The organism is [Acidovorax] ebreus TPSY, assembly GCF_000022305.1.
Classification (GTDB): Bacteria; Pseudomonadota; Gammaproteobacteria; order Burkholderiales; family Burkholderiaceae_C; genus Diaphorobacter; species Diaphorobacter nitroreducens.
The window spans coordinates 332893-357321 of sequence record NC_011992.1; the positions used below are offsets into that span (position 1 = coordinate 332893).

The 24429-nt window shown below is 68.2% G+C and carries 25 protein-coding genes and 1 pseudogene; 15 read left to right on the top strand and 11 right to left on the bottom strand.

All coding sequences use genetic code 11. The features are described from left to right. Window positions 1-53 precede the first annotated feature (53 nt). Window positions 54-1217 (top strand): zinc-dependent alcohol dehydrogenase, encoded by a 1164-nt coding sequence (locus DTPSY_RS01595; RefSeq protein WP_012655394.1) that lies wholly within the window; start codon window positions 54-56, stop codon window positions 1215-1217. Between the two features lie 132 nt (window positions 1218-1349). On the opposite strand, the gene DTPSY_RS01600 is transcribed toward DTPSY_RS01595, so the two are convergent. The 5 genes from DTPSY_RS01600 to DTPSY_RS01620 form a co-directional block, all read right to left on the bottom strand. Beyond that, on the bottom strand, window positions 1350-1859 hold the full coding sequence (locus tag DTPSY_RS01600; protein ID WP_012655395.1) for a DUF4142 domain-containing protein: 510 nt from the start codon (window positions 1857-1859) through the stop codon (window positions 1350-1352). A gap of 126 nt (window positions 1860-1985) precedes the next feature. Continuing rightward, window positions 1986-2753: a class II glutamine amidotransferase gene (locus DTPSY_RS01605; protein WP_012655396.1), complete on the bottom strand. Its 768-nt coding sequence runs from the start codon at window positions 2751-2753 to the stop codon at window positions 1986-1988. 33 nt (window positions 2754-2786) lie between these two features. Continuing rightward, window positions 2787-2975, bottom strand: coding sequence for a 4-oxalocrotonate tautomerase (locus DTPSY_RS01610; RefSeq protein ID WP_011803799.1), 189 nt, complete (start codon window positions 2973-2975; stop codon window positions 2787-2789). 23 nt (window positions 2976-2998) lie between these two features. Next, a complete protein-coding gene (locus DTPSY_RS01615; protein ID WP_012655397.1) occupies window positions 2999-3235 on the bottom strand; it encodes a cysteine-rich CWC family protein in 237 nt (78 codons plus the stop codon). Window positions 3236-3342: 107 nt separating this feature from the next. Continuing rightward, entirely contained in the window at window positions 3343-5544 is a 2202-nt protein-coding gene (locus DTPSY_RS01620) for a malate synthase G (RefSeq protein WP_012655398.1), read from the bottom strand. A 226-nt stretch (window positions 5545-5770) separates the two neighbouring features. Here DTPSY_RS01620 and DTPSY_RS01625 point away from each other — a divergent pair, with 226 nt between their 5' ends. The 3 genes from DTPSY_RS01625 (at window position 5771) to DTPSY_RS01635 (ending at window position 7880) form a co-directional block, all read left to right on the top strand. Then, entirely contained in the window at window positions 5771-6709 is a 939-nt protein-coding gene (locus tag DTPSY_RS01625; RefSeq protein WP_012655399.1) for a LysR family transcriptional regulator, read from the top strand. 91 nt (window positions 6710-6800) lie between these two features. Next, window positions 6801-7385, top strand: coding sequence for a DUF3016 domain-containing protein (locus DTPSY_RS01630; protein WP_012655400.1), 585 nt, complete (start codon window positions 6801-6803; stop codon window positions 7383-7385). A gap of 39 nt (window positions 7386-7424) precedes the next feature. Continuing rightward, window positions 7425-7880 (top strand): DUF2214 family protein, encoded by a 456-nt coding sequence (locus DTPSY_RS01635; protein ID WP_012655401.1) that lies wholly within the window; start codon window positions 7425-7427, stop codon window positions 7878-7880. Window positions 7881-7980: 100 nt separating this feature from the next. Here the strand turns inward: DTPSY_RS01635 and DTPSY_RS01640 are convergent, their stop codons facing one another. Beyond that, window positions 7981-8313, bottom strand: a complete 333-nt coding sequence (locus DTPSY_RS01640; protein ID WP_012655402.1) for a PsiF family protein — start codon at window positions 8311-8313, stop codon at window positions 7981-7983. A 125-nt stretch (window positions 8314-8438) separates the two neighbouring features. Between DTPSY_RS01640 and argS the strand changes: the two genes are divergently transcribed. The 11 genes from argS to DTPSY_RS01695 all read left to right on the top strand — a co-directional run bounded on the left by argS (window position 8439) and on the right by DTPSY_RS01695 (window position 19562). Continuing rightward, window positions 8439-10142, top strand: coding sequence for an arginine--tRNA ligase (argS, locus tag DTPSY_RS01645; RefSeq protein WP_012655403.1), 1704 nt, complete (start codon window positions 8439-8441; stop codon window positions 10140-10142). A gap of 12 nt (window positions 10143-10154) precedes the next feature. Beyond that, a complete protein-coding gene (locus tag DTPSY_RS01650; RefSeq protein WP_012655404.1) occupies window positions 10155-10781 on the top strand; it encodes an SPOR domain-containing protein in 627 nt (208 codons plus the stop codon). A 58-nt stretch (window positions 10782-10839) separates the two neighbouring features. Next, window positions 10840-11490, top strand: coding sequence for a thiol:disulfide interchange protein DsbA/DsbL (locus tag DTPSY_RS01655; RefSeq protein WP_011803808.1), 651 nt, complete (start codon window positions 10840-10842; stop codon window positions 11488-11490). Window positions 11491-11663: 173 nt separating this feature from the next. Continuing rightward, a complete protein-coding gene (lptA, locus tag DTPSY_RS01660; RefSeq protein WP_041838776.1) occupies window positions 11664-12323 on the top strand; it encodes a lipopolysaccharide transport periplasmic protein LptA in 660 nt (219 codons plus the stop codon). A 23-nt stretch (window positions 12324-12346) separates the two neighbouring features. After that, window positions 12347-13099: an LPS export ABC transporter ATP-binding protein gene (lptB, locus tag DTPSY_RS01665; protein ID WP_012655406.1), complete on the top strand. Its 753-nt coding sequence runs from the start codon at window positions 12347-12349 to the stop codon at window positions 13097-13099. Between the two features lie 52 nt (window positions 13100-13151). Then, window positions 13152-14729, top strand: coding sequence for an RNA polymerase factor sigma-54 (locus tag DTPSY_RS01670; RefSeq protein WP_012655407.1), 1578 nt, complete (start codon window positions 13152-13154; stop codon window positions 14727-14729). A gap of 3 nt (window positions 14730-14732) precedes the next feature. Continuing rightward, window positions 14733-15176 (top strand): acyl-CoA thioesterase, encoded by a 444-nt coding sequence (locus DTPSY_RS01675; RefSeq protein WP_012655408.1) that lies wholly within the window; start codon window positions 14733-14735, stop codon window positions 15174-15176. After that, window positions 15173-16486, top strand: coding sequence for a THUMP domain-containing class I SAM-dependent RNA methyltransferase (locus DTPSY_RS01680; RefSeq protein WP_012655409.1), 1314 nt, complete (start codon window positions 15173-15175; stop codon window positions 16484-16486). Before DTPSY_RS01675 ends, DTPSY_RS01680 begins: the two co-directional genes overlap by 4 nt. Then, window positions 16476-16961: a putative toxin-antitoxin system toxin component, PIN family gene (locus DTPSY_RS01685; RefSeq protein WP_012655410.1), complete on the top strand. Its 486-nt coding sequence runs from the start codon at window positions 16476-16478 to the stop codon at window positions 16959-16961. The genes DTPSY_RS01680 and DTPSY_RS01685 overlap by 11 nt, the downstream gene beginning before the upstream one ends. After that, a complete protein-coding gene (locus tag DTPSY_RS01690) occupies window positions 16949-18250 on the top strand; it encodes a UDP-N-acetylglucosamine 1-carboxyvinyltransferase (protein WP_011803815.1) in 1302 nt (433 codons plus the stop codon). Before DTPSY_RS01685 ends, DTPSY_RS01690 begins: the two co-directional genes overlap by 13 nt. Before the next feature lie 481 nt (window positions 18251-18731). Then, window positions 18732-19562, top strand: a complete 831-nt coding sequence (locus DTPSY_RS01695) for a YecA/YgfB family protein (RefSeq protein ID WP_011803816.1) — start codon at window positions 18732-18734, stop codon at window positions 19560-19562. Window positions 19563-19777: 215 nt separating this feature from the next. On the opposite strand, the pseudogene DTPSY_RS01700 reads toward DTPSY_RS01695, so the two are convergent. From DTPSY_RS01700 to DTPSY_RS01720, 5 genes and pseudogenes are all read right to left on the bottom strand, one after another. Continuing rightward, window positions 19778-20318: pseudogene (locus DTPSY_RS01700) on the bottom strand (CinA family protein). 5 nt (window positions 20319-20323) lie between these two features. Continuing rightward, window positions 20324-20854 carry a phosphatidylglycerophosphatase A family protein gene (locus tag DTPSY_RS01705; protein ID WP_011803818.1) on the bottom strand — a complete coding sequence of 177 codons (531 nt, stop codon included), beginning with the start codon at window positions 20852-20854 and terminating at the stop codon, window positions 20324-20326. 63 nt (window positions 20855-20917) lie between these two features. After that, window positions 20918-21892: a thiamine-phosphate kinase gene (gene thiL / locus DTPSY_RS01710; protein WP_012655412.1), complete on the bottom strand. Its 975-nt coding sequence runs from the start codon at window positions 21890-21892 to the stop codon at window positions 20918-20920. Window positions 21893-21907: 15 nt separating this feature from the next. Then, on the bottom strand, window positions 21908-23032 hold the full coding sequence (locus DTPSY_RS01715; RefSeq protein WP_012655413.1) for a YbdK family carboxylate-amine ligase: 1125 nt from the start codon (window positions 23030-23032) through the stop codon (window positions 21908-21910). Beyond that, window positions 23022-24287, bottom strand: a complete 1266-nt coding sequence (locus DTPSY_RS01720; protein ID WP_012655414.1) for a cation:proton antiporter — start codon at window positions 24285-24287, stop codon at window positions 23022-23024. Before DTPSY_RS01720 ends, DTPSY_RS01715 begins: the two co-directional genes overlap by 11 nt. Window positions 24288-24429 lie beyond the last annotated feature (142 nt).

The following is a 24429-nucleotide window of genomic DNA, read 5'->3' on the forward strand; positions in this document are numbered from 1 at the left end:
ACAGCCCGGCGCGCCGTGCGCCCGGTGTCCCCGGCCATTGACGGAGTGATCGCATGAAAGCTCTCACCTACCAAGGCGCCAAGGACGTGCGCGTGGAAAACGTGCCCGACCCCGTGCTGCTCGCACAGGACGATGTGCTGCTGCGCGTCACCGCCACGGCCATCTGCGGCTCGGATCTGCATATCTACCGCGGAAAGATCCCTGGCATGAAGGACGGCGACATCCTCGGCCATGAATTCATGGGTATCGTGGAAGAGGTGGGCCCTGCAGTGACGGCGCTGCGCCCTGGTGATCGCGTGGTGGTGCCGTTCGTCATCGCCTGCGGATCCTGCTTCTATTGCGACAAGACCCTGTTCGCGGCCTGCGAGAACACCAATCCGGGACGCGGCGCCATCCTCAACAAAAAGAACGCCACCGCGGGTGCAGGGCTGTTCGGCTACAGCCACCTCTACGGCGGTTACCCCGGCGGGCAGGCAGAATACGTGCGGGTGCCGCACGGCAACGTCGGGCCGCTGAAGGTGCCCCAGGTGCTGAGCGACGAGCAGGTGCTTTTCCTGTCCGACATCCTGCCCACCGGCTACCAGGCGGCGGTCAATGCACAGATCGGGGCAGGCTCTTCTGTGGCGATCTTCGGCGCGGGACCGGTGGGGCTGATGAGCGCCCTGGCGGCGCGCTTCCTGGGCGCGGAGCAGGTCTTCATGGTGGACCACAACGAGTACCGGCTGCAGTTTGCCCAGGCCACGTACGGCGTGGTGCCCATCAACTTCGACAAGGACGAGGACCCGGCCGAAACCATTCTCTCGGCCACGGGTGGGCACGGCGTGGACGCCACGATCGACGCCGTAGGATTCGAGGCCAAGGGCAGCGCGCTGGAGACGGCGCTCACCGCCGTGCGGCTGGAGGGTTCCAGCGGCAAGGCGCTGCGCCAGTGCATCGCCGCGACGCGCCGCGGCGGAGTCCTCAGCGTGCCCGGGGTCTATGCCGGCTTCATCCACGGCTTCCTCTTCGGCGATGCCTTCGAGAAGGGGTTGACCTTCCGCATGGGGCAGACGCACGCGCAAAAGTACATGCCCCAGTTGCTGGAACACATCGCCAACGGCCGCATGCGGCCGGAGGTCATCATTTCCCACCGCATGAAGCTTGCCGATGCCGCGCGCGGCTATGAAATCTTCGAGAAGAAGGAAGAGGAGTGCCGCAAGGTGGTGTTGACGCCCTAGCGCGCTGCTACCCGCGCGTGCTGCTGCCCGCGTACGGTGAGGTCGGGCCAGGTTGGGCAGGCCACCGGCCGTCGGAGTCAGTCATCGCCTCCCTCACGCGGGTGGCGATGCGGCCACCCATGGGCCGGGCCTTCATCGCTTGATGGAAACCGCCAGGTCTTCGGCGTGGTCCTTGTGTGCCTTGAGTTTCGGCAGCGCCTTGAGGGCGAAGGTCTGGATCTCCGGATCGTCTGCGTCTTTGCCGGCCGCCTCGAACAGCGCGATATCGCGGCGGTGGTCGTTAAGGCCCACCTGCGAGAGGAATTCCTGGTCGAATTTCTGGGCCTTGGCGAGCTGGTCCAGTTGCTTTTGCTTGTCGCCAGGGAGGGTGGTTGGCAGCGCGACGCCCTTGCGCGCTGCCAAGGCCCGGAGTTCATCGTTGGCGGCGGTGTGGTCCTTCACCAGCATGGCGCCAAACGATTTCACTTCGTTGGCCGTAGCGCGGTTCTGTGCAAGCTTGCCGGCTTGGACCTCGTAGAGCCCGCCGGTAGCGGCCTGCGTCAGGAATTCGCGGTCTTTCGTGCTGGCGTCGGCATGGGCCGCTGCGGCGAGCACCAGCCCGCAGGCTGCGGTCACCAGCCTGGCGGTGCAGATCTTTGGCATGGCTGTCCCCCTAGAAAAAAGGGCCAGTATCGAAACGGCCCTGCGAAGGGGCTGTCGGCCCGTGCAGGAGGGGTGGGTCAGCCGTCTCCTACCGCCACTGCGGGGCGGCGCCGCCGGCCGGGGCGCTCAGGCGGCCTGGCACTGGCCGTCCACGAACACCCGCATCTCCCCCGACTGGAAGGCAGTCCATTGCTCGTTGGAGGTCAGCGGCGCCGTGACGACCACGGCCACCTTGTCGTGGGGCGTGGTGTGCGCGGAGAAGTCTACGCGCAGGTCTTCATCGCACAGCTGGGCTTGCGAGAACGGGTGGCGGCGTTCGATGTAGTACAGGTGGGTGGACGCGTGCGCCCACAGCGCCTGCCCGTTGGACAGCAGGAAGTTGAAGGTGCCGTGGGGCGCAATGCGCGCCGCCAGCTCGCGCAGCGTCAGCGTCAGCTCCTCGATGCTCGGCATGCCGGCGTGGGACTTGCTCAGCTCTTGCATCAGCCAGCAGAACACATGCTCGCTGTCGGTGGTGCCGACCGGGTGAAAATGCGCGTGCAGGCGCGGACGGAAGTCCTTGAGGTCGCCGTTGTGCGCAAACACCCAGTAGCGCCCCCACAGCTCGCGCACGAAGGGGTGGCAGTTTTCCAGGCTCACCACGCCCTGGGTCGCCTTGCGGATGTGGGCGATGACGTTGCGGCTCTTGATGGGGTAGCGGCGGATCAGCTCCGCCACGGGTGAATCGGTGGCACGCTCATGGTCCACGAAGTGGCGCAGCCCGCGCCCCTCGAAGAAGGCGATGCCCCAGCCGTCCGTGTGGTCGGCCGTGTTGCCGGCGCGTTGCGCAAACCCCGTGAAGCTGAAGGTCACGTCGGTGGGCGTGTTGGCATTCATGCCAAGGAGCTGGCACATGGGCGATCGGCCTGTGGTGCGTTGGAGGGCGGCTTACTGCCGGTCCAGCCAGAGCTTGCCGCCCGTGGCCCAGTTCTCGCGCTTCACGTCCGTGATCAGGATGTCCACCGATTCGGGGGAGCCCCCCAGGATTTCGACGGACACGCGCGTGATCTCCTCGACCAGCTTGCGCTTTTGCTCGACGGTGCGGCCTTCCATCATCTCGATGTGGTACGTGGGCATGGTGTTGGGATTCCGGTTGGGGTTCAGGGGTTGGGAACGACGGGTGCCGGGGCCTGCGGCGCAGCGGGCTCTTCGCGGGCACACAGCGGGCAGATGCACGCGCGGCCGCGCGCCTCGGCGGGCAGGCGCGCCAGTGCGTCGCGCGAAACGCTCTCGTGCATGCACCAGCATTGCTGCGCCGGCAGCCCGGCGGCCACGGCGCAACCGTTGGATTGGCCGCACAGCGGGCAGTGCGTGGTGGTAGGAGCGGCGGTGGGCATGGGGAGAGAGTGTACGAAAGCACAACGGCACCCGCGGGTGCCGTTGTGGTCAAAATGGCCCCTGGCGCCCGTCCATCAAGCGCTAGCAGCTATTGTTTGAATAGCAATCAAGCCTTCTTCTGCGCGGCCTTCACCTTCTGGCGCCAGGCGTGCAGCAGCGGCTCGGTGTAGCCGCTGGGCTGCTCTACGCCCTTGAACACCAGGTCGCAGGCGGCCTGGTAGGCCATGGACTCGGCAAAGCGGCCGTGCATGCGCTGGTACAGCGGGTCGCCGCCGTTTTGCTGGTCCACCTTGGCGGCCATGCGCTCGAACGTGGCGCGCACCTGGCCTTCGGTCACCACGCCGTGCAGCAGCCAGTTGGCCACGTGCTGGCTGGAGATGCGCAGCGTGGCGCGGTCTTCCATCAAGCCGATGTCGTTGATGTCCGGCACCTTGGAGCAGCCCACGCCCTGGTCGATCCAGCGCACCACGTAGCCCAGGATGCCCTGGATGTTGTTGTCCAGCTCCTGCTGCTTTTCGGTCTCGCTCCAGTGCGGGTTGCTGCTCACGGGCACGGTGAGCAGGCCGGTCAGCAGGTTGTCGCGCTCGGCGTCGGCGTCCACCTTCAGCAGCTCGGCCTGCACGGCGGCCACGTTGACCTGGTGGTAGTGCAGCGTGTGCAGCGTGGCGCCCGTGGGGTTGGGCACCCAGGCGGTGTTGGCGCCGGCCTTGGGATGGGCGATCTTCTGCTCCAGCATGGCCTTCATCAGGTCGGGTGCGGCCCACATGCCCTTGCCGATCTGCGCGCGGCCGGACAGGCCCATGGACAGGCCCACCAGCACGTTGTTGCGCTCGTAGGCCTGGATCCAGGCGCTGCTCTTCATGTCGCCCTTGCGGATCATGGGGCCGGCCTGCATGGCGGTGTGCATCTCGTCGCCCGTGCGGTCCAGGAAGCCGGTGTTGATGAAGGCCACGCGCGCCGGAGCGGCGGCAATGCAGGCCTTCAGGTTCACGCTGGTGCGGCGCTCTTCGTCCATGATGCCCAGCTTCACGGTGTTGGCGGGCAGGCCCAGCACCTGCTCCACGCGGCCGAACAGCTCGTTGGCAAACGCCACTTCGGCAGGGCCGTGCATCTTGGGCTTGACGATGTAGACGCTGCCCGTGCGGCTGTTGCGGATGCCGCCCGCGCCGCCCTTGAGGTCGTGGATGGCGATGGCCGTGGTGACCATGGCGTCCAGGATGCCCTCGGGGATCTCCTTGCCCTCGGCACCCCACAGGATGGCGGGGTTGGTCATCAGATGGCCCACGTTGCGCACGAACATCAGCGAGCGGCCGTGCAGCTTCACGGGCTTGCCGTCGGCGCCGTTGTATTCGCGGTCGGGGTTCAGGCCGCGCGTGACCTGCTTGCCGCCCTTGTCGAAGGTGTCGGTCAGCGTGCCCTTGAGGATGCCCAGCCAGTTGCTGTAGCCCAGCACCTTGTCCTCGGCGTCCACGGCGGCCACGGAGTCTTCCAGGTCCAGGATGGTGGACAGCGCAGCTTCCACCACCACGTCGGCCACGCCGGCGGCGTCGCCCTTGCCGATGGGGGTGTTGCGGTCCACGCGGATGTCGATGTGCAGGCCGTTGTTCACCAGCAGTACGGACGATGGCTCGGCCGCATTGCCCTGGTAGCCCACGAACTGGGCCGCGTTCTTCAGGCCGGTGGTGGCACCGCCCTGGAGCGTGACGGCCAGCGTGCCGCCCTCTACCCTGTAGGCCGTGGCGTCCTTGTGCGAGCCGCTGGCCAGCGGGGCCGCCTGGTCCAGAAAGTCGCGTGCGAATGCGATGACCTTGGCGCCGCGCACGGGGTTGTAGCCCTTGCCCTTCTCGGCGCCGCCTTCTTCGCCGATCACGTCGGTGCCGTACAGCGCGTCATACAGCGAGCCCCAGCGCGCGTTGGCGGCGTTCAGGGCGTAGCGTGCGTTCAGGATGGGCACCACCAGCTGTGGGCCGGCCTGGATGGCCAGCTCGGCATCCACGTTAGTGGTGGTGGCCTGCGCGCCCTTGGGGGGCTCGACCAGGTAGCCGATCTGGCTCAGGAAGGCGCGGTAGCCTGCCATGTCCTGGATGGGGCCCGGGTTGGCCTTGTGCCAGGTGTCCAGTTCTTTTTGCAGGCGGTCGCGTTCGGCCAGCAGGGCCGCGTTCTTGGGCGCCAGGTCGGCCACGAGGGCATCGAAGCCCTTCCAGAAGGCGGCCGGCTCGACGCCGGTGCCCGGCAGCACCTGCTCGTTGATGAAGGCGTGCAGTTCGTTGGCCACCTGCAGGCCGTGGACGTGGGTACGTGCGGTCATGAGAAACCCCCTAGCGGTAATTGAAAAGCCGTGGCCCATGGCGGAGCCTTGCATGCCACTGTATTGGAAATATTTCCATTAATAAATCGCGCACATATCTCTTAACCAATGACTTTTTTGCAAAGATTGGCACACTCTGCATGGGGAATGCGGTGCATGCTTTCATGAAATTGATAGCTGCTTGCGCTTGCTGTATAAGGCTTGGAGCCTGATTTGGCTTGTATTCATGGACAAACTCAAAGCGTTCGAGTCATTCGTGTCGGTGGCCACGCGGGGCAGTCTCACCGCCGCCGCCAAGGCCGAGGGCGTGGCCCCGGCCATCATGGGGCGGCGCCTGGACGCGCTGGAGGAGCACCTGGGCGTGAAGCTGCTGGTGCGCACCACGCGGCGCATCACCCTCACGCACGAGGGCAGCGCCTTCCTGGAGGACTGCCAGCGCCTGCTGTCCGACGTGGCCAACGCCGAGGCCAGCGTATCCGCTGGCGGCGTGAAGGCCACGGGGCATCTGCGCGTCACCGCACCCGCGGGCTTTGGCCGGCGCCATGTGGCACCCCTGGTGCCGCGCTTTCATGACCTGCACCCCGAGGTGACCCTCTCGCTGAACCTGAGCGACCGCGTGGTGGATCTGGCGGGCGAGGGCTACGACTGCGCCGTGCGCGTGGGCGACCTGCCCGACTCGTCCCTGGTCAGCGTGCGCATGGCGGACAACCGTCGCCTGTGCGTGGCCACGCCCCAGTACCTGCAGCGGCGCGGCACCCCCACCCACCCGGGCGAGTTGGCGCAGCACGACTGCCTGACCCTCTCCAGCGATGCCTCGCAAACGCGCGGCTGGGCGTTTCGCGTGCCGGTTGCCGGCGGTGGTGGTGCCACCGAGGTCGTGCACTTCAAGCCGGGCGGGCCCCTCGATTGCTCTGACGGCCAGGTACTGCACGACTGGTGCCTGGGCGGCTGGGGCATCGCCTGGCGCAGCACCTGGGAGGTGGAGTCCGAGATCGCGGCCGGCCGCCTGGTGGCGGTGCTGGAGGAGTTCGCCGCGCCGCCCAACGGCATCTATGTCGTCTTTCCCCAGCGCAAGCACCTGCCGCTGCGCGTGCGGCTGTGGATCGAGTACCTGAAGCACCATTACGCGCAGCCCGAATTCTGGGCACGGCCCGCCTCTGTCTGACATGAACGCGGGGCACAATGCCGCGGCATTCCTCCCACCGGGCCGCCATCATGCCGGGGCCGTACGCACGGCCCACCGTACAGGAGCTTTCATGCGCATTCCCATTCTTTCTGTTCTCCCCGCGTTGCCCGCCGCTCGCTGGATGCTGGCCGTTATGGCGCTGGCCCTGGTCGCCGGCTGCGCCTTGCCCGCCCGGCACGCAGAAACCACGCCGCGCGCCCACGGGGTGCCGGCCGGCATGGTCAGTGTCACCTACGCGGATCCGGCCGGCTTTGCCGAGGCGCGCGAGCAAACCCCGCACGAGCCCGCCGCGGCCCGGCGTGCCTGGATGGATGCGCTGTGCGAGCACCTGGCCGAGCGCGTGGCCGCAGCCTTGCCGGAGGGCGAGCGCGCGGAGGTGCACATCACCGACGTGCGCCGCGCCGGTGCATTCGAGCCCGTGGCGCGGGCCACCGCCCAGGCGGTGCGCGTGGTGCGCGACGTGCATCCGCCGCGCATCGCGCTGGAGTTCAAGCGCCTCTCGCCTGACGGCCGTACCTTGGCCGAAGGCAGTCGCACGCTGCCGGGCCTGGCATTCCAGATGCGCGGGGACCGCTATCCTGGCGACAAGCTGCGCCACGAAAAGACGCTGATCGACGATTGGGTGGCGCAGGAGTTCTCCGCGCGCCGCCCATGACCTGTGCGCGCCGCGCGTACCTTCGCCGAAAGGAAACCTGTGACCACCGAAGCCCTGCTCGCCTATGCCCACATCATGGCCTTCCTCATGGCCGCCACCTTCCTTGCCAGCGAGACCGCGCTGTGCCGCAAGGAGTGGATGAACGCGGCCGCAGTCGAGCGGCTGGCGCGGGTGGACATGCTGTACGGTATCTCGGCGCTGCTGGTGCTGGCCACCGGGCTGGCGCGCACCTGGTGGGGCATAAAGGGCGGGGCGTGGTACTGGTCGCAGCCGCTGCTGCATGCCAAGGTCACGTTGTTCGTGGTGATCGGGCTGATGTCCATCGTCCCGACCATGCGCTTCCTGCGCTGGCGCCGCGCGGTGCGCGCCGGCGGCGCGCTGCCCTCGGATGACCAGGTGCGCAGCACGCGCCGTCTGGTGATGATCGAGGCCCATCTGCTGGCGCTGATTCCGCTGTTGGCCGTCTTCCTGGCACGCGGCGTGGGCACGCGCTGAGCGCCGAGGGAAGAGCAAAAAAAGAAACCCCGCGGGCGGCAGGCGCGCGGGGTTTGCTCGTGCAGGCCCGATGGGCGGGCCCGTGCGGTGCGTCGGTCCTTTAGCTGGCCGCGCCGCTCAGGCACTCTTTCATGAAGGCCTTGCGGGCGTCGCCCTTGAGGTTCTTCGCACCGGCGTCCGCGTTACAGCTCTTCATCTTGTCCTGCTGGGTGGACGCCTTGTTGCCGCTCAGGCACTCCTTCATGAAAGCTTTGCGTTCGTCGCCCTTGAGGTTCTTGGCGCCGGCGTCGGCATTGCAGGTCTTCATGCGCGTCTGCTGCGCCGTGGGCGCCTTGGCGGGGGCGGAGGCGCCGGCCGCGGGGGCGTCCGCAGCGTGTGCGGCGAACGAAAGGGCAAAGCCGGCAGCGGCCAACAGGGGAAGCAGTTTCTTCATGTAATGCTCCTGCAAAAAAGGAAAAGGTGAATGCGCCCGTCGGCAACGCAGTGCCCCACGGGCCACCCAGCATAACGCCGGGCGGTCACGAATGGATGACGGGTCGGCCCGTAGAATCCGCCCCCATGCTCTCCGTCAAACAGGAATTGCTCGCGGCGCTGGCCGACGAGCTGGAAAAGGTGTCGCCCGGCGCAGGCAGCCGCGCGGCCTTCGAATCTCCCAAGGTCGCTGCCCATGGCGACCTCGCGTGCACGGCCGCCATGCAGCTGGCCAAGCCCCTCAAGCAGAATCCCCGCGCACTGGGCGAACAGCTACAGGCCGCGCTGGAGGCCACGCCCGCGTTCCAAAAATGGGTGCAAGCCATCGAGATCGCCGGCCCCGGTTTTCTGAACATCCGCCTCAAGCCCGCCGCCAAGCAGCAGGTGGTGCGCGAGGTGCTGGCGCAAGGCGCGCAATATGGCTACCAGCCGGCGCGCGGCGAGAAAGTCCTGGTGGAGTTCGTCTCCGCCAACCCCACCGGCCCGCTGCACGTCGGTCACGGCCGCCAGGCCGCCATCGGCGACGCCATCAGCCATCTGTACGCCACCCAGGGCTGGAGCGTGCACCGCGAGTTCTATTACAACGACGCGGGCGTGCAGATCGACACGCTCACCAAGAGCACGCAACTGCGCGCCAAGGGCTTCAAGCCCGGCGACGACTGCTGGCCCACGGACAGCGAGAACCCGCTGGCCAAGAATTTCTACAACGGCGATTACATCCAGGACATCGCCGACGCCTTCCTCGCCAAGGCCACCGTCCAGGCCGATGACCGCGCGTTCACGGCCAATGGCGATGTCGAGGATTACGAGAACATCCGCCAGTTCGCCGTGGCCTACCTGCGCAACGAGCAGGACAAGGATCTGCAGGCCTTCAACCTCCAGTTCGACCAGTACTACCTGGAGTCCAGCCTCTACGCCAACGGCCATGTGGACGCTACCGTGCAGCGCCTCGTCGCCAACGGCAAAACCTACGAGCAGGACGGCGCGCTGTGGCTCAAATCCACCGACTACGGGGACGACAAGGACCGCGTCATGCGCAAGCAGGACGGCACGTACACCTACTTCGTGCCTGATGTGGCCTACCACATCCAGAAGTTCCAGCGCGGCTTCACCAAGGTGGTGAACATCCAGGGCACGGACCACCACGGCACCATCGCGCGCGTGCGCGCCGGCCTGCAGGCGGCGGACGTGGGCATCCCCCAGGGCTACCCCGACTACGTGCTGCACACCATGGTGCGCGTGGTGCGCAATGGCGAGGAGGTCAAGATCAGCAAGCGCGCCGGCAGCTACGTGACGCTGCGCGACCTGATCGAGTGGACCAGCAAGGACGCGGTGCGTTTCTTCCTGCTGTCGCGCAAGCCCGACACCGAATACACCTTCGACGTCGACCTGGCCGTGGCGCAGAACAACGACAACCCCGTGTATTACGTGCAGTACGCCCATGCGCGCATCTGCTCGGTGCTGCGCGGCTGGCGCGAGGACTACGACGTGGCCGCGCTGCGCGATGTGGACCTGTCGCCGCTGGAAGGCCCGCAGGCCCAGGCGCTGATGCTGCTGCTCGCCAAGTATCCCGAGATGCTCACCGCAGCCGCGGCCGGCAATGCGCCGCACGACGTGACCTTCTACCTGCGCGACCTGGCCGCCGCCTACCACAGCTATTACGACGCCGAACGCATTCTGGTGGACGACGAGGCCGTCAAGCAGGCGCGGCTGGCGCTCGTCGCGGCCACAGCGCAGGTATTGCACAATGGATTGGCGGTGCTGGGCGTGTCTGCGCCAGCCAGAATGTAAGTGACCACTGATATGAAGAAACAGCAACGCGGCGGCACCATCGTGGGCTTCATCCTCGGGGTGATCGTGGGCCTGGGAGCCGCGCTGGCCGTGGCCGTGTACGTGACCAAGGTGCCCGTGCCCTTCCTGAACAAGAGCACGCCGCGTGCGTCCGAGCAGGACGAGGCCACGAAGAACAAGAACTGGGACCCCAACGCGCCGTTGTACGGCAAGAACCCTGTGCGCCCCGCTGCGCCGGCTGCCGCTCCCGCGTCCGACACCGCGACCGCCGCAGCCCAGCCTGCGTCGGGTCCGCGGGCGGCGGCCAGCCGGCCCGGCGCGGCACCGACGTCGGCCGACCCGCTGGGCGACTTGGCCCGCGCCAAGGCCAACGCGGCGCCCGCTCCCACGACCAGTGCCGATCCTTTCGAATACTTCGTGCAGGCGGGCGCGTTCCGCACCCAGCAGGATGCCGATGCGCAGCGCGCCAAGCTGGCCATGCTGGGCTGGGAGGCGCGCGTCAGCGAGCGTGAGCAGAACGGCCGCACGGTGTTCCGCGTGCGCGTGGGCCCGTTCGGCAAGCGTGACGACGCCGAGTCGCTGAAGGAAAAACTCGATGGCGCGGGGGTGGAGTCCGCGCTGGTCCGGGTGCAGCGCTGAACTTTTGCCCGCGCTGGTGCTCACAACCCTCCATACTGTCCAGGAGTGATCCCAACCTATGAAACGCCGTGAGTTTTCTCTGACCGTCGCCTCCGCGGCCACCGCCCTGAGCCTGCCGCTGGCGGCGCCCGCACTGGCGCAAGGCCGCCAGTTCAAGGAAGGCAAGGACTACGTCAAGCTGGGCAAGCCTGTCGCAACCGAGGCACCTGCCGGGAAGATCGAAGTTATCGAGTTCTTCTGGTACAGCTGCCCGCACTGCAATACGTTCGAGCCTTCGCTGGAGGCCTGGATCAAGTCGGCGCCCAAGGACCTGCATATCCGCCGCGTGCCCGTGGCGTTCAATGCGAGCTTCGTGCCGCAGCAAAAGCTCTACTACGCGCTGGAAGGCATGGGCAAGCTGCCCGAGCTGCATGCGAAGGTGTTCCGTGCGGTGCACGTGGAACGCCTGCCGCTGAACAAGGACGAGCTGATCTTCGACTGGATCGGCAAGCAGGGCGTGGACGTGGCGAAGTTCAAGGAGGTCTACAACTCCTTCACCGTATCCAACCAGGTGCGCAAGGCGTCGCAGCTGCAGGACGGCTACCAGGTCGAGGGCGTGCCCTCCATGGGAGTGGCCGGCCGCTACTACACCGACGGCACCATGGCGGGCAACATGCAAAGCGTGCTGCAGGTGGTGGAGCACTTGGTTGGCGTAGCGCGCAAGGGCTGAAGCGCCCCGCCGCCACCAGCGACAAGCGCGCCTATGGGCGCGCTTTTTTCATGCCTGCGCACCGGTTGGCGCGGCGGCATGGCGGCCGGTGGCAGGCCTGTACGGGTTGATGCGATCCACTGCGGCGGCGGCGCGCTTGCGTCAGTACAATGATCGCAAGATTCGTGCCCTCTATGAGAACCCGATTGCCCTTCCTCCTCCTGTCCCGCGCCGCAGCGCTGGCCCTGGCGCTGGCCGCATCGCCGCTGGTGCACGCCGAAAAAGCCGACCGCAACAAGCCCATGAACATCGAGGCCGATGCCCTGCGCCACGATGAGCTCAAGCAGACCAGCGTTTTCACCGGCCGTGTCGTCATGACCAAGGGCACCATCGTGCTGCGCGGCGCGCAGCTGGAGGTGCGCCAGGATGCCGACGGCTTCCAGTACGGTGTGGTGACGGCCGAGCCGGGCAAGCGCGCTTTTTTCCGGCAAAAACGTGACACCGCGCCGGGCGCGCCCGACGAGTTCGTCGAGGGCGAGGGCGAGGTCATCGAATACGATGGCCGCGCCGACGTGGTGAAGCTCATCCGCCGCGCCGAGCTGCGCCGCTACCGCGAGGCCACACTGACCGACGAGCTGGCCGGCGCCCTCATCGTCTACAACAACCTCACGGACGTGTTCACCGTGGACGGGCAGAAGACCGCGCCCGCCGGCGCCACTGCCGGCACGCCGGGCGGCCGGGTGCGGGCGGTGCTCGCGCCCAAGGAGCCTGCCTCGGGCACCAGCGCCACGCCGCCCGTGCGCACCGAGCCGCCCGCGCTGCGTACCAGCCCCAGCCTGGACGGCGCGAAGTGAGCGCGGCCTTGGACGATGCGCGCATGAGCGAAGGCGTCAGCCGCCTGGAGGCGCTGCACCTGGAGAAGTCCTACGGCAGCCGCAAGGTGGTCAAGGACGTGTCCGTGGTCGTGCAAAAGGGCGAGGTGGTGGGCCTATTGGGCCCCAACGGCGCCGGCAAGACCACGTCGTTCTACATGATCGTCGGCCTGGTGCGCAGCGACGGCGGCCGCATCAGCATCGACGGGCAGGACGTGACGGACATGCCCATCCACCGGCGCTCGCGGCTGGGCCTGTCGTACCTGCCGCAGGAAGCCTCGATCTTTCGCAAGCTCAATGTCGAAGACAACGTGCGCGCGGTGCTGGAGCTGCAGACCGACGAGGCCGGCCGCTCCCTGCCGCGCGCCGAGGTGGAGCGGCGCCTGACCGCGCTGCTGCAGGAGCTGCGCGTGGACCACCTGCGCAAGTCGCCTGCACTGGCGCTGTCGGGCGGCGAGCGCCGGCGCGTGGAGATCGCGCGCGCGCTGGCCACGCAGCCGCGCTTCATCCTGCTGGATGAGCCCTTTGCCGGCATCGACCCGATCGCCGTGATCGAGATCCAGCGCATCATTGGCTTTCTCAAGGCGCGCGGCATTGGCGTGCTGATCACCGACCACAACGTGCGTGAGACGCTGGGCATCTGCGACCACGCCTTCATCATCAGCGACGGCCAGGTGCTGGCTCAGGGTACGCCGTCGGACATCGTCGACAACGCGGAAGTGCGCCGGGTGTACCTGGGCGAGCACTTCCGCATGTGAGAGTGATGGGCGACCACGGCGCGATGCAGGACCAGACAGTGGGTTGCAGGCCATGAAGCCCGGCCTGTCGCTGCGCGTCTCGCAGCACCTGGCGCTCACACCGCAGTTGCAGCAGTCGATCCGCCTGCTGCAGCTGTCCACGCTGGAGCTGGCCCAGGAGGTCGAGCAAATGCTCGACGAGAACCCCTTCCTGGAGCGCACGCTGGAAGAGGCCCCGCGCGAGGAGTTCGGCCTGGCCCAGGCCGATGCACCGGTGAGCGAGCAAGACCGCGAAGCCGAAGATGCTATTTATTCAGGAGCTGTCAGCGCAGGACAGGAAAGCGCTACAAGCCAAAATGATGCAGAAACCTCCTCCGCCGAATCCACGGCCGAACCCGCGGACTGGGAAGGCGACGGCTCGGTAGACCTGGCGCCCGACGACAGCGAGTGGGGCGGCGACGCCCCGGCACGCAACGGTGCCGGCGCGGGGAGCGACGACGAGGTGGACGCCACCGAGCTGGCCCGCAGCCAGGAGTCGCTCACGGCCTTCCTGCACCGCCAGGCGCTGGCGCTGCGCCTGTCCGAGCTGGACATGGCCGCGCTGCGCTTCCTCATCGAATCGCTGAACGACGACGGCTACCTGGACGAGTCGCTGCAGGACCTGGCCGCCAGCCTGGCGGGCACCGAAGACCCCGAGCAACTCGATGAACTGGTGCACCGTTTCACCGTGGCGCTGCGCCTGCTGCAAAGCCTGGAACCCGCGGGCGTGGGCGCGCGCGGCCTGGCCGAATGCCTCACGCTGCAGCTGCGCGCGATGGACCAGGACGAAGAGGGCGACCCCGACGTGATCCAGGCCGCGCTGGCCATCTGCGGCCAGCCACTGGACCTGCTGGCCAAGCGCGACGTGCGCCGCCTGGCGCAGGCCTGCGGCACCAGCGAAGAGCGCACGCGCGCCGCGATGGCCTTGATCGCGCGGCTGGAGCCACGCCCGGGCAGGCGCTTTGCCGACGTGGACCGCAACATCATCGTGCCCGACGTGATCGTCAAGAAAACCGGCCGCGGCGGACAGCAGAACTTCAGCGTGCAGCTCAACCCGGACGTGATGCCGCGTCTGCGTGTGCACGACATCTACGCCGGCGCGTTGCGCGGCGGCCGTGGCGAAGGCCACCAGGCGCTGCAGGCACGGCTGCAGGAGGCGCGCTGGTTCATCAAGAACATCCAGCAGCGTTTTGACACCATCCTGCGCGTGTCGCGCGCCATCGTGGAGCGGCAGAAGAACTTCTTCGTGCATGGCGAACTGGCCATGCGCCCGCTGGTGCTGCGCGACATTGCCGATGAACTGGGCCTGCACGAGTCCACCATCAGCCGCGTGACCACCGCCAAGTACATGGCCACGCCGCAAGGCACCTACGAACTCAAGTATTTCTTCGGCTCGGGGCTGGGCACCGAAACCGGCGGCAACGCCTCCAGCACGGCCGTGCGCGCGCTCATCAAGCAGTTCATCGCGGCCGAGAACCCGCACAAGCCGCTGTCGGACAGCCAGATCGCCGAGATGCTCAAGGAGCAGGGCATTGAATGTGCGCGCCGCACCGTGGCCAAATACCGTGAGGCGCTCAAGATCGCCCCGGCCAACCTCCGCAAGGCACTTTGAACCATGGCACGCGTCGTCTTCGACCTTCCCCCGCACTTCGGCTTCAGTACCGAGCTGCAGATCTACATCAGCCATGTCAACCAGGGCGGACACCTGGACAACGCGCAGTTGCTCAGCCTCGTGTCCGAGGCGCGCGTGCGTTTCTTCAAGTCGCTGGGCTACCCCGAGGCCGACGTGGCGGGCCTGTCCACCGTGGTGGGCGACATCGTGGCGCAGTACAAGTCCGAGGCGTTCCACGGCGAGACGCTGCGCGTGGAGATGACGCCGCAGGACTTCAACCGCTACGGCTTCGACCTCGTCTTCCGGTTGACCGAGAAGAGCCAGGGGCGCGAGATCGCGCGCGGCAAGACCGGCATCGTCTTCATCGACCGGGCGGCCCGCAAGCCCGCACCCATTCCTGAATCCGTGCTCCAGCCATTGCTGCAGCGCGCAGCACAGCCGCAATGAACCAGCTTCAACTCTTTTTGCCCTGCGCCGCTGGCGTGGAGGGCTATCTGGCCGACGAGGTGCACAGCCTCACGGGGCTGGCCGGGCAGGACCTGCTCGTGGGCCGCGCGGGCGTGCTGCTGCGCGCCTCGTGGCGCGATGCGCTGCGCCTGAACCTGCACAGCCGCCTGGCGCAGCGCGTGCTGGTGCAACTGGCCGAGCGGCCCTACCGCAACGAGGACGACATCTATGCCGCCGCGGCCGACGTGGCCTGGGAGATCTGGTTCACCCCGCGCCAGAGCTTCAAGGTGGAAGTGACGGCCCAGCACAGCCCGCTCAAGAGCCTGAACTTCGCCGCGCTGCGCGTGAAGGATGCCGTGGCCGACCGCTTCCGCGCCAAGGCCGGCGTGCGTCCCGACGTGCAGACGCAGTGGCCCGACGTGCGCGTGCACCTGCACCTGACCAGCGACCGCGCCCAGATCTACATCGACACCTCGGGAGAGCCGCTGTTCAAACGCGGCTGGCGCGAGGACAAGGGCGACGCGCCGCTCAAGGAAACGCTGGCCGCCGCCATGATCGCCGCCACCGGCTGGGACCCGCATGGCGAGCAGCCGCTGCCGCTGTACGACCCCTGCTGCGGTAGCGGCACCGTGGTCATCGAGGCCGCGCAGATCGCCTGCCGCATCGCGCCGGGCCTGCAGCGGCGCTTTGCCTTCGAGAAGCTATTGCCGCACCAGGCGCATGTCTGGTCTGCTATCAAGGATGAAGCGGCCAGCGCCGTTACCGCGGCTTCGGTGCCGATTTTTGGCAGCGACGTGTCGCACCGCATGGTGGACTTTGCCCAGCGCAATGCCGTGCGCGCCGGCGTGGCCGACGCGGTGCAGCTGCGCGGTGGCGACGCGTTGCAGCGCATGCCGCCCAGTGAACAACCCGGGGTGATGCTGCTGAATCCGCCGTATGGCGAGCGCATCGCCGCGGCCGGCACGGCGGGGCGCAATGCGCGTGAGCGCATGTCCACGGTCGAGCGCATGGGCCGCGAGACGGCGCAGACTGAGGACGGCGTGGACTTCTTCGCGCAGTTGGCCGCGCACTGGAAGAAGCACTACGCCGGCTGGCAGGCCTGGATGCTCACGCCCGACCTCAAGCTGCCCAGCAAGATGCGCCTGAAGGAGTCGCGCCGCGTGCCGCTGTGGAACGGCCCCATCGAATGCCGCCTGTTCCGCTTCGACCTCGTGGCGGGCGCCGTGCGGGATCGGCCGCGCGCGAGCCACACGGGGGAGGGCGGCGCGGCCAGCGGTGCGCCGGCCGGCGGAGCCTCGGATGCGTCCTGAGCTGCGCCTGCCTGCCGTGGCGCCGGCGGGCGAGAGCGCGCGTGTCGTGGTGCTGGACACCAACATCGTGCTCGACCTGTTCATCTTCGCCGACGCGGCCGTGGCCGCCGTGCGTGCGCTGCTGCAGGCCCAGCGCCTGGACTGGATTGCCACGCAGCACATGCGGGACGAGCTGGAGCGCGTGCTGCAGTACACCCACCTGCAGCCGCGCATGGCGTATTACGGCGTGGGTGCGGATGACGTACTGACGGCGTTCGACGCGGGCGTGCGCCTGGTCGAGGTGGCGCCGCGCGCGCCCTGGGCCTGCAAGGACGCGGACGACCAGAAGTTCATCGACCTGGCGGTCGCGCACCGCGCCATCATTGTGTCCAAGGACAAGGCTGTGCTTTGCATGCGAAAACGGCTGTTGACGCAGGACACGCATGCGGTGGCAGCTATTGTTTTTGAAGAGGTTTGCGAACCATGTCCAACCTGATCGTGCATGGCGGCACGCCGCTGCGTGGCCGCGTCACCCCCTCTGCCAACAAGAACGCGGTATTGCCCGTGCTGTGCGCCACGCTGCTCACGCGCGCGCCGCTGCGCCTGGTGGGCGTGCCCGACATCACCGACGTGCGCAAGATCCTGGAGATCTTCCGCACCCTGGGCAGCGAGGTGCGCTGGGACCATGCCAGCGCCACGCTGGAACTGCACCACCAGGCCACGCACTTCGACGCCGCCACGCACCGCCTGCCCGAGGAGATGCGCTCGTCCATCATGCTGGTGCCGCCGCTGCTGGCGCGCTTCGGCGTGGCGCGGCTGGAGGACAACGTGAAGGGCTGCACCCTGGGCGTGCGCGAGATCGACCCGCATGTGGAGGTCTTTCGCAGCTTCGGCGGCCAGGTGGAGCGGGCCGAGGGCTCGCTGCTGGTGCGCCGCGTGGGCATGCTCACGCCGGTGCACCACTGGCTGGACTATGCCTCGGTGACCACCACCGAGAACTTCGTGCTGTGCGCCGTGGCCGCGCAGGGCACCTCCACGCTGACCAACGCAGCGTCCGAGCCGCACGTGCAGGAGTTCTGCCGCTTCATGCAAATGCTGGGCGCGCAGATCGAGGGCGTGGGCACCTCGCGGCTTACGGTGCACGGCGGCGGCGACCTGGGGGGCGGTGAATTCCGCTTTGCCGAGGACTTTCACGAGATCACTACCTTCCTGGCGCTGGGGGCCATCACCGGCGGCGACGTGGTGGTGAAGAACAGCGCACCGGAGAACTTCCCGCTGATCGACCGTACGTTTGCCAAGTTTGGCGTGCGCGTGGAGCACCGGGACGGCTGGTCGCGCGCCTTCGTGGACGGGCCGCTCACGGTGCAGACGCCCTTCACCCCCAACGTGCTGACCAAGGTGGAGGCCGCGCCCTGGCCCTATTTCCCGGTGGATCTGCTGCCGATCTTCATCGCGCTGGGCGTGCGCGCGCAGGGCAACGCCATGTTCTGGAACAAGGTGTACGACGGCGCTTTAGGCTGGACGGGCGAGCTGTCCAAGTTTGGCGCGCATGTGTACCAGTCCGACCCGCACCGCATCGTCACCTTCGGTGGCGGGCCGCTCGCGCCGGCGGTGGTGGAGAGCCCCTACATCATCCGCGTGGCGATCGCGCTGTTCATGGTGGCGGCCAGTATCCCGGGGCGCTCGGAGATCCGCAACGCCACGCCTATCCGCCGCGCGCACCCGCACTTTGTGGAGAACCTGCGCAGCCTGGGGGCCCGGGTGGAGTGGACGGCAGAGGAGTAGCCGCGCCCTGATCGCCCCAGCCTTCGCTGCGCTGCAGCACAAAAGGGGATTGTGGTTTATACTTACGCCTAAGGGTTAACACTTAGTGGTTAACCCGGTGTTGGTCGGCGTATGAGATGCGCGCCGTTCCGCACCGGATGAGCATCTCAGTCAGGAAACCACACCATGCGCGAAGCCGTCCGTCTGATCCTCGAGTTCATCCAAGAAGCCCGCGAGGCCCATCTGGAAATCGCCAGCCAATAAGGCTGGGTGGGCCGCCCAGGTGGCCCTTTGTTACCGACCGCTGCGCCCCATTGCCTTGGCATGGGGCGTTTCTGTTTTTAAGGCCAAATCACGCTCTAGCGCTTGTGTGATAAGCGCGAGTAGCTATGAATACAATAGCTGATGCGCGGCCTGCGGCGTTACACTGCGCGCCTCAGGCCTCCTGGGGCCCGTTTCTCCTCCTCCTTAGCCCGCGGGTCCAAGCCCCGCCCGATTCCGCATGAACGCCACCTCCGACACCCCCGCATCCGCCGCCGCCCCCGCCCTGGGGCCGGACGAACTGGACGAACTCGACAGTCTGCTGGACGACCTGCGCACGCGTGAGGAAGATGTGCCGCAGTGGGAGTTCTGCGACGGCTTCCTGACGGCGCTGGTCTGCACGCGCCGCCCCGTGCCCGCGGCGGAATGGCTGCCCATGCTGCTGGGCGACGGCCTGGAGCTGGACGTGGCCGAAGGCGAGCCCCTGCCGCTGGTGCCCACGTTCAAGGACCTGGCGCAGCAGGAGCGCTTCCTTGCCTTGTGGGAGCTGCGCCGCGCCGAGGTGCAGGCGCAACTGGACGAGCAGGCCGAATCGCTGGACGCCGACAACGCCTTCCAGCCCGAGGTGATCGACATGCGCGGCGCCATCGCCAGCCTGCCCGAGGAGGAGCGCGCCGAGATGGCGGGGCAGGAGATTCCTTCCTTCGGCCAGGTCTGGGCGCTGGGCTTCATGTTCGCCGTGGAGAACTGGCCCGAGGACTGGGCCACCCCGCGCGACAAGGAAGCCGCCCAGTGGCTGGACGGCGCGCTCGAATCCATCGTCGCCCTCACCGAGGACGACACCGGCAAGCCCGAGATCTGCATGTACGCCGAAGACGGCCCGCCCAGTACCAGCCAGGAGCGCCTGGAGGTCTTTGGCGAGGCCATCTGGGGCGTGTACGACCTGCGCCAGCTCTGGCGCAGCCTGGGTCCGCGCCAGGAAACCATCGTCAAGGGCGAGCAGCCCGGCCGCAACGACCCCTGCCCTTGCGGCAGCGGCAAGAAGTACAAGAAGTGCTGCGGCGCGGCTTGACGCGGCTGTGGCCAGGTATGGCTGGCCTGGCACGGCCTTGCCTGGTGTAGCTGGCCTGGCGCGGCCCGGCCTGGCGCGGCCCGGCCTGACGCGGCCCGGCCTGACGCGGCCCGGTTCGACTCGCCGGCATTGAGTGGGCGGCACGCAGCCGGTGGCCCGGTATTGCGCTCTGGGCCTGCCCAGGTGCTACGGCGCCGCCAGGCCCAGTGGGACCGTCAGGAGCGCGAAGGGGCGGGCACCTGGGCCAGCAACTGCGCCAGCCGTCCCAGCGCGTGGCGCACCGTGGCGGCGCGCACGGCGGCGCGGTCTCCGGCAAAGCGCCGCAGCTCCGAATGGGTGGCGCCCGCCACGCACCAGCCGAACCACACCGTGCCCACCGGCTTGTCCGGGCTGCCGCCCGTGGGGGCCGGCCACGCCCGTCACGGCCACGCTGACCTGCGCGGCGCTGTGGCGCACGGCGCCCTCGGCCATGGCGCGGGCCACGGGCTCGCTCACGGCGCCGTGGGCCGTGATGAGATCGGCGGGCACGCCCAGCAGCGCGGTCTTGGCGGCGTTGGAATAGCTGACGAAGCCGCGCTCGAACCATTGGCTCGACCCCGACAGGTCGGTGCAGGCGGCGGCGATCAGGCCGCCGGTGCAGCTCTCGGCCGTGGCCAGCATCCAGCCGCGTGCGAGCAGGGCCGTGGAGATATGAATCAAATCGGCCTCCAGCGCTTGTCCATCAAGCGCTGGCAGCTCTATTTTTGATAGTTCCATGGCATTCACCCGAACCAGTGGCGCCACAGCGCGATCACCAGCAGCGTGCAGAACGCGGCCACCAGGTCGTCCAGCATGATCCCCAGGCCGCCGCGCCAGCCGAAGCCCTTGAACAACCGGTCGGCCCAGGCCACAGGGCCGGGTTTGGCGGCATCGAAATAACGGAACAGCGCAAAGGCGGCGAGCTGGCCCCAGAAGCCCATGGGCATGGCCAGCCACAGCACGATCCAGATCGCGACGATCTCATCCCACACGATGTGGCCGGGGTCTGCCACGCGCATGTGGCGTGCGGTGACGGTGCAGGCCCACCAGCCCAGCAGCAGCGACAGCGCGATCAGCAGCCCCATGCCGCGCGGCGTGAGCCACAGTTGCAGCACCAGGAACGCCAGCCACCCCCACAGCGTGCCCACCGTGCCCGGTGCCACACGCGACAGTCCGCTGCCAAAGCCCAGCGCGATGCAGTGCGCGGGGTGCACGAACAGAAAGCGGCGCAGGGCGTGGGGCGGCAGCGGGGTGGGGGGGGGCGTATCGGGCATGGGCGGCAAGGATGCAAGGGCCGGCCGATGCTACCAGCGGCGCCGGCCCGGTAGCGGGAGCGGTCAGGCGAAGTGGTCGAACGAGGCGAAGTGCTGCGCCACGGGCTGCCCCTGGCCGTCCACCACACGCAGGCCGGGCGCGGGCTCGACGCGGCCGATGCGCGTGGCGCGCGTACCGCTGGCCTGCGCGGCGGCCTGCACGGCGGCCTGCTGTGCGGGAGGGGCGGTGAAGACCAGTTCGTAGTCGTCGCCGCCGGCCAGCGCGCATTGCATCAGCGTTTGTGCGCCAAAATCGGCTGTAGCGACCGCCTGCTGGGCGCTGGCAGCTAGTAAATTGGTAGCGACGGTGGCGTCCACGCAGGCGCCCACGCCCGAGGCCTTCAGGATGTGACCCAGGTCGCCCAGCAGGCCATCGCTCACGTCGATGGCGCTGCTGGCCACGCCGCGCAGCGCCAGACCCAGCGCCACGCGCGGTGTGGGCTGCTCCAGCCGTGGGCGCAACTGCTGCAGGGCGGCGGGCGGCAGCGCCAGGCGGCCGCGCAGCGCATCCAGCGCCAGGCGCGCCTCGCCGGGCGTGCCGCTCACGTAGATGTCGTCGCCCACCCGCGCACCGCTGCGCAGCAGGGCCTGGCCCGTGGGCACTTCGCCGAACACGGTGACGCAGAGGTTCAGCGGCCCCTGCGTGGTGTCGCCACCGACCAGCTCGCACTGGTGCGCGTCGGCCAGCCGCAGCAGGCCGTCCGCAAACGCCTGCAGCCAGGGCGCATCCACGCGCGGCAACGCCAGCGCCAGCGTGAAGGCCAGCGGCCTGGCGCCGCAGGCGGCCAGGTCCGACAGGTTCACCGCCAGCGCCTTGTGGCCCAGGTGCGCGGGGTCCACGTCGGCAAAGAAATGGCGGCCCTCGACCAGCATGTCGCTGGACACGGCCAGTTGCATGCCGGGCGTGACCGACAGCAGCGCGCAGTCGTCGCCCACGCCCAGCGCCGCACGGCGCACCGGGCGCGTGAAGTAGCGCGCAATCAGGTCGAACTCACCCATGGGCGGCTGCCGCGTTCAGATGTCGTGCCCGCGAAAGCGCAGCGCGGCCTGGCGGCTGACCTCGGCCAGCAACTGCTCTTCGCGCTGGCGCTCGCGCAGCCAGCGGGCGTCGTTCTGGCCCAGCGCGGTCTCACCGCGCAGCATGTGCAGCGCGCCCGATGCGCCATGCGTGCCGGCGTAGCGCGCCACGTGGTCCAGCGTCTGCAGGATGTGGTCGCGCAGCGGCATGTGGTCGCCGCTGGCAGGGTCCACGTACACCGCGTCCAGCCCGAAGCGGCAGGCCTGGAAGCGGTTGTAGGTGTAGACGAGGTAGTCGTCCTCGGTGGGGGTGAAGGGCTGCTCGGCCAGGAACCACGCGGCCAGCGACTGCACGTAGCCGGCCAGCGCCGCGGCGCGCTCGATGGTGAGCGGCGTGTCGAACACGCGGATCTCGATGGTGCCGTACTCGGGCTTGGGGCGGATGTCCCAGTAAAAGTCCTTCATGCTCTTGACCACGCCGGTGCGCGTCATTTTGTTGAAGTACTGCTCGAACTCGCTCCAGGTGAGTACGCAGGGCGCGCGGCCCGACAGCGGGAACGCGAACACCGAGTTGAGGCGCGCGGAGTCGAACTGCGTGTCCTGCGCCTGCACATACGGGCTGGAGGCCGACAGCGCGATGAAGTGCGGGATGTAGCGGCTCATGCGGTGCAGCATGAGCAGGGCGGAGTCGGCGTCGGGGCAGCCGATGTGCACGTGCTGCCCGAAGATGGTGAACTGCTTGGACAGGTAGCCGTACAGCTGCGACAGCTCCTGAAAGCGCGGCTTGTCGTAGATGCGCCGCTCGTGCCATTGCTGGAAGGGGTGCGTGCCGCCGCCGACCACGGCGATGTTGAGCTTGTCCGCGCTCTTGACCAGCGCGTCGCGGATCTGCGTGAGCTGGCCCAGCACCTCAGAGCTGCTGTGGCACACGCCGGTGGAGATCTCGATCATGCTGTTGGTCATCTCGGGCACCACGCTGCCGGGCAGCGGCACCTTCTTCATGAGGCGCAGCATGTCCTCGGCGTAGGGCGCGAGGTCGTAGTCGTTGGTGCTCACGAGCTGCAGTTCCAGCTCGACGCCCAGCGTCAGGGGCTCGGAATGGTGAAAGGCTTCAAGACTCACGTTGGGTGTCTCCGGTGTTGCTGCCGCGGCTGCTCAGGGGCGCCCAGGGTTTGGAGCTTTCGCCCGCGCGGTAGATGGCCACGGTGGCGATCACTGCGCCCAGCACTTCCATCACCAGGATGGCCGGCAGGGCGATGCGAGCGATCAGGTGGCCCGTGGAGGCCGAGGCCACCACGAACTGCGAGGCCACCAGCAATGCGATGGCCGACATCGGCGCCATGGCGCAGCTCAGCCACATGGCCTGGCGCCAACTGGCGCCACTGCCCACGTTGCCCACGCCCACGCCCAGCGCCTTGGCCAGCAGGCGCACGAAGATCAGCGCCAGCACGGCGCCGACCACCGGGCCGCTCCAGTCGGCCTGCGCGGCGACGGTGGAGACGAGCACGAACATCAGCATCGTCAGCAGCGAAGAGGCGGTGCCCATCTGCCGCGGCCAGGCCCAGGGGCGCGGGTGCAGCTGCTTGAGCAGCATGCCGCCCAGCAGCGCGGCCAGCGGGGCCGAGCCGCCCATGTGCGCGGTGACGGCGGTGCTGGCGGCGATCAGGGCCATCAGCAGCATGGAGGTGTTCTCGCTCGTCGGGCTCATCACGCGCAACGCCAGGCGCAGGATGAGTGACAGCAGCGCACCCACGGCCACAGAAACGCCCAGCACCACCAGCGCGGGATACAGCGTGCCCACCAGGCCCACGCCGGGGCGGTTGATGAGCTCGGCCTGCGCGCTGCCCAGCGCCAGCGCATACAGGGACGACAGCGTTGCGAGCACCACGGCACGGTCGGTCACGGGGCCGGCGGCGCGCGTGTCGGACACCACGCGCGTCAGAACCGCCGGTGATGCCGCCATCGCGACCAGGGCCAGCGGGCCGGCGGCGCGCTCGGGTACGTCGAACCACAGCATCGTCCAGTACACCGCGAAATAGGTGAAGGCGGACTCCGCGATGCTCTGCACCAGCACCATGGGGTTATGGCGAAACCAGCGCAGCGGAATGCGACCGCCCGCCTCGAACAGCACCACGGCTACGCCCAGCTCCACCAGGAACAGGCCAATGCCCTGCAGCGGCCACACGGCGCCGCCAAAGCCCAGCAGGCCCACGATGGTTCCCACGAGCGTGTAACCCACGACCTTGGGCAGGCCGCTGTAGCGTTGCACCAGATAGCCCGTGATGGAGGCCACGGCCAGCAGCAGCGACCACTGCACCGTGGGCAACCCCGCCGATGGGCGCAGCCACTGCGCCCAAAAGCTCATCAGCTCATTCATTGTTGTAGATCCTCTGTCTCGTGCGGGCAGGCCCGCTGGATGCCCGGGCGCAGCCTGCCCCAAGGGCGCGCGCTGCGGCTGCGTGGAACGTGACTACGTTCCCAGGCTGTTAACTGAATGTATCTGCAGCGGTCGCGTTGCT

Bases quoted from the DNA above. Each gene is read 5' to 3' on its own strand.
- DTPSY_RS01595 (WP_012655394.1), top strand. From the start codon at position 54: ATGAAAGCTCTCACCTACCAAGGCGCCAAGGACGTGCGCGTGGAAAAC.
- DTPSY_RS01600 (WP_012655395.1), bottom strand. From the start codon at position 1,859: ATGCCAAAGATCTGCACCGCCAGGCTGGTGACCGCAGCCTGCGGGCTG.
- DTPSY_RS01605 (WP_012655396.1), bottom strand. From the start codon at position 2,753: ATGTGCCAGCTCCTTGGCATGAATGCCAACACGCCCACCGACGTGACC.
- DTPSY_RS01610 (WP_011803799.1), bottom strand. From the start codon at position 2,975: ATGCCCACGTACCACATCGAGATGATGGAAGGCCGCACCGTCGAGCAA.
- DTPSY_RS01615 (WP_012655397.1), bottom strand. From the start codon at position 3,235: ATGCCCACCGCCGCTCCTACCACCACGCACTGCCCGCTGTGCGGCCAA.
- DTPSY_RS01620 (WP_012655398.1), bottom strand. From the start codon at position 5,544: ATGACCGCACGTACCCACGTCCACGGCCTGCAGGTGGCCAACGAACTG.
- DTPSY_RS01625 (WP_012655399.1), top strand. From the start codon at position 5,771: ATGGACAAACTCAAAGCGTTCGAGTCATTCGTGTCGGTGGCCACGCGG.
- DTPSY_RS01630 (WP_012655400.1), top strand. From the start codon at position 6,801: ATGCGCATTCCCATTCTTTCTGTTCTCCCCGCGTTGCCCGCCGCTCGC.
- DTPSY_RS01640 (WP_012655402.1), bottom strand. From the start codon at position 8,313: ATGAAGAAACTGCTTCCCCTGTTGGCCGCTGCCGGCTTTGCCCTTTCG.
- argS (WP_012655403.1), top strand. From the start codon at position 8,439: ATGCTCTCCGTCAAACAGGAATTGCTCGCGGCGCTGGCCGACGAGCTG.
- DTPSY_RS01650 (WP_012655404.1), top strand. From the start codon at position 10,155: ATGAAGAAACAGCAACGCGGCGGCACCATCGTGGGCTTCATCCTCGGG.
- DTPSY_RS01655 (WP_011803808.1), top strand. From the start codon at position 10,840: ATGAAACGCCGTGAGTTTTCTCTGACCGTCGCCTCCGCGGCCACCGCC.
- lptA (WP_041838776.1), top strand. From the start codon at position 11,664: ATGAGAACCCGATTGCCCTTCCTCCTCCTGTCCCGCGCCGCAGCGCTG.
- lptB (WP_012655406.1), top strand. From the start codon at position 12,347: ATGAGCGAAGGCGTCAGCCGCCTGGAGGCGCTGCACCTGGAGAAGTCC.
- DTPSY_RS01670 (WP_012655407.1), top strand. From the start codon at position 13,152: ATGAAGCCCGGCCTGTCGCTGCGCGTCTCGCAGCACCTGGCGCTCACA.
- DTPSY_RS01675 (WP_012655408.1), top strand. From the start codon at position 14,733: ATGGCACGCGTCGTCTTCGACCTTCCCCCGCACTTCGGCTTCAGTACC.
- DTPSY_RS01680 (WP_012655409.1), top strand. From the start codon at position 15,173: ATGAACCAGCTTCAACTCTTTTTGCCCTGCGCCGCTGGCGTGGAGGGC.
- DTPSY_RS01685 (WP_012655410.1), top strand. From the start codon at position 16,476: ATGCGTCCTGAGCTGCGCCTGCCTGCCGTGGCGCCGGCGGGCGAGAGC.
- DTPSY_RS01690 (WP_011803815.1), top strand. From the start codon at position 16,949: ATGTCCAACCTGATCGTGCATGGCGGCACGCCGCTGCGTGGCCGCGTC.
- DTPSY_RS01695 (WP_011803816.1), top strand. From the start codon at position 18,732: ATGAACGCCACCTCCGACACCCCCGCATCCGCCGCCGCCCCCGCCCTG.
- DTPSY_RS01705 (WP_011803818.1), bottom strand. From the start codon at position 20,854: ATGCCCGATACGCCCCCCCCCACCCCGCTGCCGCCCCACGCCCTGCGC.
- thiL (WP_012655412.1), bottom strand. From the start codon at position 21,892: ATGGGTGAGTTCGACCTGATTGCGCGCTACTTCACGCGCCCGGTGCGC.
- DTPSY_RS01720 (WP_012655414.1), bottom strand. From the start codon at position 24,287: ATGAATGAGCTGATGAGCTTTTGGGCGCAGTGGCTGCGCCCATCGGCG.